11 protein-coding genes are annotated in these 12,586 nt (G+C 36.0%); all 11 read left to right on the top strand.

Going from position 1 to position 12,586, the window contains the following annotated elements; all coding sequences use genetic code 11:
* Positions 1 to 10: 10 nt before the first annotated feature.
* The 11 genes from ACGH6R_RS05305 to tig all read left to right on the top strand — a co-directional run bounded on the left by ACGH6R_RS05305 (position 11) and on the right by tig (position 12,509).
* Complete coding sequence (locus ACGH6R_RS05305) at positions 11 to 1,330, top strand: amidohydrolase (RefSeq protein WP_411599087.1); 1,320 nt, start codon at positions 11 to 13, stop codon at positions 1,328 to 1,330.
* A gap of 79 nt (positions 1,331 to 1,409) precedes the next feature.
* The gene (locus tag ACGH6R_RS05300; RefSeq protein WP_411599086.1) at positions 1,410 to 2,171 is read left to right on the top strand and encodes a molybdopterin-synthase adenylyltransferase MoeB; all 762 of its coding nucleotides are present in this window, start codon (positions 1,410 to 1,412) and stop codon (positions 2,169 to 2,171) included.
* An 8-nt stretch (positions 2,172 to 2,179) separates the two neighbouring features.
* Positions 2,180 to 3,142, top strand: a complete 963-nt coding sequence (dusC, locus tag ACGH6R_RS05295) for a tRNA dihydrouridine(16) synthase DusC (RefSeq protein ID WP_267361325.1) — start codon at positions 2,180 to 2,182, stop codon at positions 3,140 to 3,142.
* A gap of 357 nt (positions 3,143 to 3,499) precedes the next feature.
* Positions 3,500 to 4,132 carry a cAMP-activated global transcriptional regulator CRP gene (gene crp / locus ACGH6R_RS05290; protein ID WP_267352408.1) on the top strand — a complete coding sequence of 211 codons (633 nt, stop codon included), beginning with the start codon at positions 3,500 to 3,502 and terminating at the stop codon, positions 4,130 to 4,132.
* A gap of 56 nt (positions 4,133 to 4,188) precedes the next feature.
* The gene (gene uppS / locus ACGH6R_RS05285; protein ID WP_411599085.1) at positions 4,189 to 4,920 is read left to right on the top strand and encodes a polyprenyl diphosphate synthase; all 732 of its coding nucleotides are present in this window, start codon (positions 4,189 to 4,191) and stop codon (positions 4,918 to 4,920) included.
* Positions 4,914 to 5,756, top strand: a complete 843-nt coding sequence (locus tag ACGH6R_RS05280) for a phosphatidate cytidylyltransferase (protein WP_411599084.1) — start codon at positions 4,914 to 4,916, stop codon at positions 5,754 to 5,756. Before uppS ends, ACGH6R_RS05280 begins: the two co-directional genes overlap by 7 nt.
* A 15-nt stretch (positions 5,757 to 5,771) precedes the next feature.
* Positions 5,772 to 7,091 (top strand): RIP metalloprotease RseP, encoded by a 1,320-nt coding sequence (gene rseP, locus ACGH6R_RS05275; protein WP_411599083.1) that lies wholly within the window; start codon positions 5,772 to 5,774, stop codon positions 7,089 to 7,091.
* A gap of 25 nt (positions 7,092 to 7,116) precedes the next feature.
* Positions 7,117 to 9,540, top strand: a complete 2,424-nt coding sequence (gene bamA, locus ACGH6R_RS05270) for an outer membrane protein assembly factor BamA (RefSeq protein ID WP_267361331.1) — start codon at positions 7,117 to 7,119, stop codon at positions 9,538 to 9,540.
* A 41-nt stretch (positions 9,541 to 9,581) separates the two neighbouring features.
* Positions 9,582 to 10,070, top strand: coding sequence for an OmpH family outer membrane protein (locus ACGH6R_RS05265; protein ID WP_267352403.1), 489 nt, complete (start codon positions 9,582 to 9,584; stop codon positions 10,068 to 10,070).
* Entirely contained in the window at positions 10,070 to 11,098 is a 1,029-nt protein-coding gene (gene lpxD / locus ACGH6R_RS05260) for a UDP-3-O-(3-hydroxymyristoyl)glucosamine N-acyltransferase (RefSeq protein WP_267352402.1), read from the top strand. Before ACGH6R_RS05265 ends, lpxD begins: the two co-directional genes overlap by 1 nt.
* A gap of 109 nt (positions 11,099 to 11,207) precedes the next feature.
* A complete protein-coding gene (gene tig, locus ACGH6R_RS05255) occupies positions 11,208 to 12,509 on the top strand; it encodes a trigger factor (protein ID WP_267352401.1) in 1,302 nt (433 codons plus the stop codon).
* The last annotated feature ends 77 nt before the right edge of the window (positions 12,510 to 12,586 follow it).

Below are 12,586 nucleotides of genomic sequence, written 5' to 3'. Positions count from 1 at the left end.
GATTTAATGTATGACAAAAGAAGAACTAAAACGACAAGTTTGCAGTGCCATTGCTAATCGTAAAGCAGATATAAAAGCGATTGCTGAGGCAATTTGGGCTGAACCTGAACTGGGCTATAAAGAACACAAAACCGCAAAAAAAGTTGAAGAAGCTTTTGAAAAACTTGGTGTACCCTATAAAAATAAATTGGCGTTAACAGGGGTCAAAGGGCGCTTAAAAGGTGGAAAAGGAAGCCAATGCAGTGTCGCAATTATTGGTGAGCTTGATGCCATTATCTGTGCTGACCATCCTGCAGCCGATGAAACCTCTGGCGCTGCCCATTGCTGTGGTCATAATGCTCAAATAGCGAATATGATGGCTGTCACCATGGGATTAATCGATTCTGGAGCGATGCAATTTTTAGCCGGTGATGTCGTTCCTTTTGCAGTACCTGCCGAAGAATACGTTGAAATTACTTATCGTAATCGTCTGATTGAAGAAGGTAAAATTAAGTATATTGGCGGTAAACCCGAACTTATTTCACGGGGTGAATTTGATGATGTGGATATGGCACTTCAAATTCATTTAACCAGTGTACCAAACGATCGCCAAGACGGATTTATTGAGATTTCAACCACAAGTAATGGATTTATCGGTAAATTAATCAAGTATAAAGGTGAAGCAGCACATGCAGCGGCGGCTCCTCATGCTGGTGTTAATGCGTTAAATGCAGCAATGATGGGGATGATGGGCGTTCATGCCATACGTGAAACGTTTCAGGAAAAAGATTATATTCGTTTTCATCCAATCATTACCCAAGGAGGGGATTTGGTAAATGTTGTGCCAAGTGATGTCAGAATGGAAAGCTATGTTCGAGCGGGTAATGTTCCGGCAATGATTGATGCTAATGAACGAATTAATCAGGCATTAAAAGCTGGGGCAATGGCTGTAGGGGCAACTTGTGAAATTAAAGATTTACCGGGTTATCTCCCATTGCAAAATAATCCAACCTTAAATGCATTTTTGAAATCAAATGCTGAAGCGTTAATTGGCGAGGAAAATGTGTCGGTTGCACCGCATATGACCGGTAGCACAGATACGGGCGATTTATCGCATATCATGCCTGTTAGTCATCCGTGGATAGGATCCGTTAGAGGTGTGTTACATGGCAAAGATTATACGGTATTTGATGAAGAGATGGCTTATATTCGTCCAGCCCAGATGATGGCATGTACCATTATCGATTTACTATATGATGATGCAAAACCAGCTCAAACATTATTATCAAACTATAAACCTCTTATGACCAAAGACGAGTATTTAAACTTCTTAGCGAGTTTTGATAAATAATGTTTATGACTTGGCACAATGCTGTGCCAAGTTTCTGCTATAATAGATTCTTTATGATTAATCACGATGATGATTCCCTATGCTAGCACTATCCGATCAAGAATTACTTCGTTATGACAGGCAAATTTCCTTACTAGGCTTTGATATCGATAAACAGCAAATGTTAAAAAATAGTGCAGTATTGATCATCGGGCTAGGCGGTTTGGGGTGCGCAGCTTCGCTTTATTTGAGCCGTGCAGGTATAGGTAAATTGACGCTAGTTGATTTTGATACCGTATCAGAATCCAATTTAAATCGTCAAATTTTATATACTAATCAAGAGATTAACCAACTGAAAGTAGATGTGGCGAAACAAACATTAATTAAAATGAATTCTGATATTGAAATCGATACTATTAATCAGAAACTTGATGATGTTTCGTTAACATCTCTTATAAAACAACATAGTCTTGTCATTGATTGTACCGATAATTTATCCTCCAGAGAGCAGATTAACCGCTGCTGTTTCCAAGTAAAAAAACCGTTAGTGTCTGGTGCTGCAATTCGAATGGAAGGCATATTAACGACTTTTACTTATCAAGCAAATGAGCCTTGTTATAACTGTTTAAGTCGATTGTTTGGGCAAGATCAACTGACTTGTGTTGAAGCGGGGGTAATGGCGCCTTTAGTAGGTATGTTTGGTTCCATGCAGGCATTAGAGGCAATTAAAGTTTTGACTGATTATGGTCAACCTTTGGTTGGTCGTGTACTGCTGATTGATGCAAAAAGTATGCATTTTAACCACGTATCTTTGTCGAAACAGCCAGATTGTCAGGTTTGTGGTAACAGTCATAAAATATAGGTAACACAATGAACATCGATCGTATTATTTTAGCGCCAATGGAAGGGGTACTTGATTATCATGTCCGGCAAATTTTGACTGAAATAAACGCATTGGATTACTGTGTGACCGAGTTTGTGCGCATTACTCATCATAAATTATCCAATCGAACTTTTTATCGACTTTGTCCCGAGCTGCATCATGGCGGCAATACGGCATCCGGTACTCCAGTCCGTGTGCAGATTCTTGGACAATCACCCGAATGGATGGCTGAAAATGCCGTTAAAGCAATTGAATTAGGCTCGCATGGGGTAGATATTAATTTTGGCTGTCCTGCTAAAACCGTCGTTGGTAGTCATGGTGGCGCATATCTATTGCAATATCCAGATCAAATCTTCAATATTGTTAAGCAAGTCAGACAGGCAATGGGAACATCCGAAATATTATCCGTTAAGATTCGTTTAGGTTGGGCAGATAAATCTTATTGTTATGAAATTGCTGACGCCATTGCACTTGCTGGTGCAAATGAGTTGGTTATTCATGGTCGAACAAAAGCGGATGGTTATCAAGCCGATAAAATTGATTGGCAAACAATTGGAAATATAAAGCAACGGGTCGATATTCCGATCATAGCCAATGGCGAAATTTTTTCTACACAAAATGCGCAAGATTGTGTAAGGCAAAGTCAAACAAGCGATATTATGCTAGGACGCGGAATATTAACTGTACCAAATTTAGCGAATATAATACGTTTTAATGAAGCGCCTTTAAGCTGGCAAAACGTATTAAATATATTAATGCGTTACGCAACCACAACGATAGAAGATGTAAAACCGTTATATCACTCAGCTCGCATTAAACAGTGGCTTGCTTATTTTCGGCAATACTATGCACCTGCATCAGACTTACTTAGTCAGATTAGGACACTAAAAACCCAAAAAGAGATTTCAGAACATTTAAAGCGAATCACAGATCAATCACAGCATTTTTGACGGTGAAGTTGTTCCATTGGTCATTGATATTGCTTACGATGACGTACTTTGTCATCACGTTTGTTAGAGTATAATTAGAATTAAATCAATATACTTTTTGCCTAATTGAATTCTTTATAAATATTTAATTGTTATATAAATTAGATTCACGAATTCATTTTTCATCGTTATCTTCCAGAAATTGTGTAAAAATCAAACTTAAATATTTAGTCCTGATATTATAGCTATAATAAGTGATATAACAACGATTTATCTAGAATAAAAAACGGATTATCTTAATTGTGAGTATATAATTTATTATGTAATTTTGTTATAGTGTATAAGTTGTAAATTGTAAAATAGTATAGAGAGGACTGAATGATTATCGGTAAGCAACAATCGGATACAACGTTGGAATGGTTTTTGTCTCATTGCCATATTCATAAATATCCAGCTAAAAGTACCCTGATTCACCAAGGAGAAAAAGCCGAAACTCTCTATTACATCGTTAAAGGTTCTGTTGCTGTTTTAATCAAGGATGATGAAGGCAATGAAATGATTTTGTCTTACTTAAATCAAGGTCAGTTTTTGGGCGAATTAGGACTTTTTGAAGAAGGCACAGAACGAAGTGCTTGGGTTAAAGCGAAAACAAGTTGCGAAGTGGCTGAAATATCGTACAAAAAATTTAAACAACTTGTACAAGTGAATCCTGATATTTTGATGCGATTGGCAAGCCAAATGGCAAGTCGTTTACAAGTGACTTCAGAAAAAGTCAGTAATTTAGCTTTTCTTGATGTTGCCGGTCGTATTGCACAAACTTTGTTAAATTTAGCAAAACAGCCCGATGCGATGACGCATCCGGATGGCATGCAAATCAAAATTACTCGTCAAGAAATAGGTCAGATAGTTGGTTGTTCACGAGAAACAGTAGGGCGAATTTTAAAAATGCTTGAAGATCAGCATCTCATCTCTGCACACGGTAAAACGATTGTCGTTTATGGTACACGATAATTGAAAAATATTACGAAATTTAGTCATAACATGATTGATATAACGCGAGATATTACATGACACAAGAAAGATGTATTCCAAGTCATGTGGCTATAATTATGGATGGAAATGGTCGCTGGGCAAAAAAACAAAATCAATTACGAGCATTTGGTCATCGTGCCGGTTTGAAAGCTGTGCGTAAAATTGTGAGTTATGCTGCAACCATTGGTATCAAAGTACTAACTTTATATGCGTTTAGTAGTGAAAATTGGAAACGCTCATCCAATGAAGTGTCATCTTTACTTTCGCTATTTATTTATGCATTAAACCGAGAAACAAAAAGTTTACATAAAAATAATATTCGTTTGAATATCATTGGGGATATTTCGCGTTTTAATGAGCAACTTCAAACTATGATAGTTAATGCAGAGGCATTAACTAAAAATAATTCGGGACTGGTGTTAAATATTGCCGCTAACTATGGCGGACGCTGGGATATATTACAATCAGCCCGCAATATAGCAATACAAGTAAAACATGGTGAGTTGATGATAGATGATATTACTGAGGAACGTTTAGGGTTAGAAATGTCAATGGGTGATTTTCCAGATGTTGATTTAGTTATTCGTACTGGTGGTGAATACAGAATAAGTAATTTTTTATTATGGCAAATTGCTTATGCTGAACTTTATTTTACTGATACCTTATGGCCAGATTTCGATCAGGTTTTATTTGATCAAGCAATCAGTGATTTTAATACCCGAGATCGTCGTTTTGGCGGTATTCTAGTGGAGGAGCAATCATGTTAATTCACCGTATTTTAGCTGCTATTATTCTAATACCTATTGTTATACTAACGCTTTTTTTCGCGCCATTATCACTCTTCACTTATATTATGATTTTTATTTGTGGTCTTGCAGCGTTTGAGTGGTCGCAGTTTTTAGCAATAACCCAAAAACCGCAAAGAGTTATATTTGCTTTAGTCGTTATTATTTTATTAAGTTTACTCTGTCTATTACCCATTCCGGTTGTGGTAAAATTGAAGTTATATTCAGGGGTATTGTTACTTTCGTTATGTTGGTGGTTGGTTGCACTATTTTTAGTTCTTACCTATCCAAATACGGCTAAATATTGGCGTGGTTCTATCACTGCTAAATTAATATTTGCTTTTTTTACTCTCGTTCCTTTTTTTATCGGGATGATCGAACTTAGAATGATTAATTATAGTGCGAATACTTATACCGGCGCTTATTGTCTGTTATATGTCTTTATTTTAGTCTGGGCAACAGATACTGGCGCTTATTTTGTTGGGCGCAGTATGGGGAAACGTAAATTAGCACCAAAAGTTTCACCCGGTAAAACTTTAGAGGGATTTATTGGCGGTGTGATTGTTGCCGTTGTTATTAGTTTTATTGCCTACTTTACCGGATTTATTTCAATTAATTTGACCAGTTTTATTATGAGTTCTTTATTCGCTATTTTTGCATCAGCATTAGGTGATTTAACTGAAAGCATGTTCAAACGTGAAGCAGGCATCAAAGATAGTGGAAATTTAATCTCTGGACATGGCGGTATTTTAGATCGTATTGATAGTTTGACTGCTGCAGTGCCGATTTTTGCAGCATTATCTTTCAATTTATTTTAAATAAGGTAATTAACTTTGCTTTGGTCTCTGTTGTTATTTATTATTACCATTAGTATATTAGTTACAGTACACGAATTTGGGCATTTTTTCGTGGCAAGGCTATGTGGCGTTCGGGTTGAGTGTTTTTCCATAGGATTTGGGAAAAAAATATGGTCACATAAGTTTTCAGGTGGAACAGAATTTGTCATTGCTATGATTCCACTAGGTGGTTATGTTAGAATGCTGGACGGAAATGCGAAAAACTTATCAACCGACGAAGAAAAACAGGTTTTTGATAAAAAAAAGATATGGCAACGAGCAGCAATTATATTTGCAGGTCCATTTGCTAACTTTATTTTAGCTTTCATTCTTTATTGGATAATTTTTATGCTTGGTGTTGTTACCTATCCGGTTAAAATAGGCAGTACAATACCCGATACACCTGTTGCTACTGTGAATATCCCTTCAGGGGCAGAGTTAAAAAAGATTAATAATATACAGATTGAAAGTTGGAATGATGTAAATTTTGCATTAATGTCTATTTTAGGACAAGATGATGTGACGATTACCTATTTGATTAATGCTGGTAATAATCATCAAAAAGAAGTTAGTCAACGTGTTGATATTCGTCATTGGCATTTTGATATTGAAAAAGAATCAGCAATAAAGACCTTTGGGTTGGTACCTAAAACATTGGAAATTTATCCAATTGTGAGTAAAATTATACCAAATTCAGCTGCCGAAAAAGCGGGTTTACAAATTGGTGATAAGATTCTAAGTTATGATGAACACCCTTATGTAGATTGGAATGATTTTTCAGCTATAATAAAGAAAGGCAATCAAATAAGATTAAAAATTGAGCGTGAAAATAAAAATCTTTACCTTGATTTAACGCCGTCAATACAGGCAAATGGTGAAGGTATTGCGGGGCTATATCCTACCTCGGAAGCAGTCATTAAGCAGTATGGATGTTTAGAAGGGTTTGGCAAAGGATTAGAACAAACAGTGTTAACTACTCAGTTAACAATTCGTTCTTTTTATCAGTTAGTAACAGGTGTTATTGGACTTAATCATTTATCAGGACCAATAACAATAGCAAAAAGCGCAGGGCAAACAGCAAGTTATGGTTTCACACCTTACTTATATTTTCTGGCATTTATTAGTATAAGTTTGGGGGTAATCAATCTTGTTCCATTACCAATGCTAGATGGTGGGCACCTAATTTTTTTATTATTTGAAAAAATAAAAGGTAAAAGCTTATCAATTAAAGCAAAAGAACGTTTTTATCGTTTCGGATTTGCTTTTTTACTGGTAATAATGGGGATTGCACTATTTAATGATGTTTTACGATTGTGATGGAATGAGGTTATAAACATTTACAATGAAAAAAATAAATAAATTACTTATAGCATCTTTGCTGTTTAGCACAACAGCAGTATATAGTTCCAATGCATTTTGTGTTGATGATTTTGTAGTAAAAGAAATCAAATTTGAAGGATTACAACGGGTAACTCAAGGGGCAGCATTGCTTGATATGCCAATCCAAGTTGGTGATTATGTTAGTGAGTCTGATTTGGGGCATATTGTTAAATCACTTTACTCGAGTGGAAACTTCGATAATATTACTATTTCTAGAGATGGTAATAGCTTAATCATTCATGTTGAAGAGCGTCCAACCATTGCGAGTATTACTTTTTCAGGTAATAAATCAATTAAAGATGATATGCTGAAAAAGAATTTAGATAGCTCAGGTATTCGGGAAGGCGACGCACTTGATAGAACCATGCTTTCTGCCATGGAAAAAGGGCTAGAAGATTTTTATTATAGCGTCGGTAAATATAATGCTCGAATTAAAGCTGTTGTCACACCATTATCTCGTAACCGCGTTGATTTAAAGCTAGTTGTAGCGGAAGGTAAATCAGCGTTAATCGATCAAATCAACATTGTTGGGGCTAAGGCATTTTCGTCCGAAGAGCTAATTTCACGCTTTTCACTGCGTGATGAAGTGCCGTGGTGGAACATGCTTGGCGATCGCAAATATCAAAAACAAAAATTAGCTTCTGATTTAGATGAATTACAAAGCTTCTACTTAAATCGAGGTTATGCGCGTTTTAATATTGAATCCACGCAAGTCAGTTTAACGCCAGATAAGAAAGGTATTTATGTCACTATCAATATTCATGAAGGTGAACAATATAAATTATCTGATTTTGACTTCAAAGGGGATTTTGCCGGACATAAGGATGCGATTACTAAAATAGCAAAAGAGCGTGTTTCAACGGGTGATCTGTATAATGGTAAAAAAATTACTGATATTGAAGATAATGTAAAACAGCTACTTGCAAATTTTGGTTATGCTTATCCAAAAGTCAGTATTCAACCTGAAATGGATGATTCAACGCATACCGTAAAATTAATTATGTTTGTTGATGTAGGGCCGCGTTATTATGTTCGTAATATCAACATTGAAGGTAATACCATAACAAGTGAAGGTGTTATCCGTCGTGAACTTCGTCAAATGGAAGGTTCTTGGCTGAGTAATGGACTTGTAGAATTAGGTAAAGATCGCTTAAGTCGACTAGGATTTTTTGAATCAGTAGATGTTGAAACTGAGCGTGTTCCGGGGGCCGAAGATCAAGTTGATATTACTTACAAAGTCGCGGAGCGTAACACAGGTAGCATCAAACTTGGTGTCGGTATTGGTTCTGATAGTGGTATTAGTTTTAATGCTGGTATTTCGCAAGATAACTGGTTAGGTACGGGTAATAGTGTTTCATTCGATGTAAATACGACAAATACCGATAAAACTGCATCGATATCAGTTGTAAACCCTTACTTTACTATTGATGGGGTGAGCTTAGGTGGAAGCATTTATTACAATACTTATAAAGCAGATGATGATGATGATGAATCTGTTTATTCAAGTAAGTTGTGGGGTGCATCAGCTAATTTAGGTTTCCCAATTAGTGAAAATAATTTTATCCGTTTTGGTAGCGAGTATGCTAATCGGAAATTATCCGATATGAAACCACAATATGGTATGTGGCGTTACTTCCATTCAATGGGTGAAAACACTAAAAATAAACACTCCATGACCTATGATACTAATGATTTATTATTAAATGCGAATTGGACATATAATTCATTAAATCGTGGTTATTTCCCGACAGAAGGTTTAAAAGTATCGGCTAACGCAAAAATTACGGCTCCAATATTTGATAACCGCTTCTATAAAGTGGTTGCAGATGCATCTTATTATTATCCTCTTGATAACGATCATAATTGGGTATTCTTAACGCGTGGTCGATTAGGTTATGGAAATGGTTTTGGTGGAAAACAGCTACCATTTTATGAAAACTTTTATGCAGGTGGTTCGACCGTGCTTCGAGGATTTAAATCCAATACTGTTGGGCCTAAAGCAGTCTATTTTAATAGAGCAAACTGTAGTAATTTAAATAATACTTCAGGATGTGTAGAGTCTAAAGATGCGGTAGGTGGTAATGCATTAGCGTTTGCAAGTGCTGAATTAATTGTTCCAACGCCTTTTATTAGTGAAAAGTATTCCGATAGTATTCGAACATCATTCTTTGTTGATGCAGGTACGGTGTGGGATACCGAATGGAACTTAAAAGGTAATCATTTGCATGATTACAGTTCTCCTTCAAATATACGAGTTTCGCTAGGTGTTGCAGTACAGTGGATGTCACCACTTGGACCATTAGTATTTTCTTACGCAATACCGCTTAAGAAATATGACGGCGATTCGTCTCAACAATTCCAGTTTAACATAGGTTCAACATGGTAAAACCATGTTGTAATTAAATGAAATACACATAGGTGAAAAAAGTGAAAAAAATTATATCTATTATTAGTCTTAGTGCAGCGCTTCTTTATACAGGTATAGCTAATGCAGAAATAAAAATTGGTGTTATAGATGTGATGTCTGTATTACAACAAATGCCTCAACGGGAAGCCGTTGGTAAAGCATTAGATAAGGAATTTGAATCACAAATCAAATCGTTACAAGATCAAGAAGAAAAAGCGAAGAATGCAAGTGCTCGTTTGAAAAAAGATGGTCCAACACTATCTGCATCGGAAAAAAGCAAATTAAATAAAACAATTGCTGATTTTGAAAGTAAAGCAAAAGATTTTTCAATAAAATATCGTAAACGTGAAAATGAAGAAGCAGAAAAATTATTGAAACAAATTCAAAGTGCAGTTAAAGAGATTGTTGCTACTGAAAAATATGATCTTATTTTGAAAGCCGAAGCAGCACTTTCTGCCTCTGATGCCGTTGATATCACTGAAAAAGTATTGGAAAAGGTCAAAAAATAATGTTGGCTTGTCGTTTAGAGCAACTAGCAAACTATCTTGACGCACAATTACACGGTAATGCAGATATACTCATTACCGGTATAGCTTCAATGAAAAGCGCTGTATCTGGGCAAATCACTTTTTTGGCGGATCAAAAATTGCAAAGCAAATTAGCAGAATGTAAAGCTTCTGCTATTGTGATGACTGAAGATAGCCTTAAGTATTGGCACGGTGCTGCATTGATTGTTAAAAATCCTTATCTTGCCTATGCAAAATTAGCACAATATCTTGATACAACCCCTGATCCTGCCAAAGATATCGCGCCTTCTGCTGTGATCGACCCTACCGCTCAATTAGGCGCTAATGTTTCGGTCGGTGCTAATGCCGTTATCGAAAGCGGTGTACATTTAGGGGATGGCTGCATTATCGGAGCGGGTTGTTTTGTAGGAAAAAATACGACTATTGGTGCCGACACTAAATTGTGGGCTAATGTAACTGTTTATCATAATTGCGTTATTGGTAAAAATTGCCTGATTCAATCTGGAACCGTTATTGGCTCTGATGGATTTGGTTATGCGAACGACAAAGGTAAATGGATTAAAATCCCTCAACTTGGACGTGTTATTATCGGTGATAATGTCGAAATTGGGGCATCAACTACGATAGATCGTGGTGCACTTGATGATACCGTGATTGGTAATGGGGTGATTATTGATAATCAATGCCAAATTGCCCATAATGATATTATAGGTGACCATACTGCCGTTGCTGGTGGTGTAATAATGGCAGGAAGTCTGACTATAGGACGTCATTGTTTAATTGGTGGCGCAAGTGTAATCAATGGACATATGGAAATTTGTGATCAAGTCACTGTGACTGGAATGGGCATGGTTATGCGCCCGATCACTAAGCCAGGCGTTTATTCATCAGGTATTCCATTGCAAGAGAATAAAATATGGCGAAAAACCGCTTCATTAGTTTTACATATTGATGAAATGAATAAACGCTTGAAATCACTTGAGAAGAAACTATTAAATAGCTCGACGTAGCCAGTTTCGGTCGGTATAATGCCAACCTATTTTATAATTTTTTTAAGCCCAAATATCATTGATGATTTATTTATGGGCTGAATATATTCAATAATTCCGAGGTATAAAGATGCAAGTTTCGGTAGAAACAACACAAGGTTTAGGTCGACGTTTGTCAATTACTATTAAAGCTGAAAATATTAAAAAAGCTATTGATAAAGAATTAGTTAATACGGCTAAAAAAGTTCGTATTGATGGTTTCCGTAAAGGAAAAGTGCCTTTAAAACTTGTTGAACAGCGTTACGGTGCTTCAATTTTACAAGAAGCATTAAGTGATTTAATGCAAAAAAGTTTTATTGATGCGATTATTCAAGAAAAATTAAATCCAGCTGGTGCTCCAACTTATACTCCTAAAGAATATAAAAATGGAGAAGATTACACATTTAACGTTGAATTCGAAGTTTATCCTGACGTTAAAGTTAAAGATTTAGATAAAATTGAAGTTGAAAAACCTGTTGCAGAAGTTGTCGATGCAGATGTTGAAACTATGATTGAAACACTACGTAAACAACAAGGTACTTGGAAAGTAACAGAACAAGCTGCAGGCGAACAAAATCGAGTGACTTTAGATTTTGTGGGTAAAGTAGATGGAGAAGAGTTTGAAGGTGGAAAAGCTAATGATTTTGCATTAGTTTTAGGACAAGGTCGAATGATCCCAGGTTTTGAAGATGCGATTATTGGGCATAAAGCAGGTGATTCGTTTGATATTAATGTAACCTTCCCGGAAGATTATCACGCTGAAAACTTGAAAGGTAAACCAGCTGTATTTGCTGCAACATTGACAAAAGTTGAAGAGCTTGAACTTCCTGAGCTGACTGAAGATGTTATTAAACGTTTTGGTATTGCTGATGGAACAATCGAAAGTTTACGCGCTGAAGTTCGTAAAAATATGACACGTGAACTTAATGCGACAATTCGTAACAAAATCAAATCACAAGTTATCGATGGATTGGTTAAAAATAATGAAATTGACGTTCCAACTGCGTTAATCGATCGTGAAGTTGATGTATTACGTCAACAGGCTTTATCACGTTTTGGTGGCAACATGAAACAACCAATGGAACTACCAAAAGAGTTATTTGAAGCTGAAGCAAAACGACGTGTCAGTATTGGATTATTATTCAGTGAAATTATTGAAAGTAATAAACTCAAAGCTGATGAGGCTCGTGTGCAAACATTGATTGATGAAATAGCAACGGCTTATGAAGATCCTAAAGAAGTGATAGAATATTACCGCAAAGATAAAAAAGCGATGGACAATATCCGTTCTGTAGCGCTAGAAGATCAAGTTGTTGATCTGTTATTAGCTAGTGCAAAAGTAACTGATAAAAATTCTTCATTTTCTGAATTAATGAATCAGCAAATGGCTTAATTAGCAGTTTTATTCAGTTTAAAAAAATTACTTTAAAGCCCAAATAAGGATTATCTGTTTGGGCTATTTTGTTTAAT

This window comes from Gilliamella sp. CG13, from assembly GCF_046635805.1.
GTDB classification, from domain to species: Bacteria; Pseudomonadota; Gammaproteobacteria; order Enterobacterales; family Orbaceae; genus Gilliamella; species Gilliamella apicola_I.
This window is presented reverse-complemented; position numbering and strand designations above follow the sequence as displayed.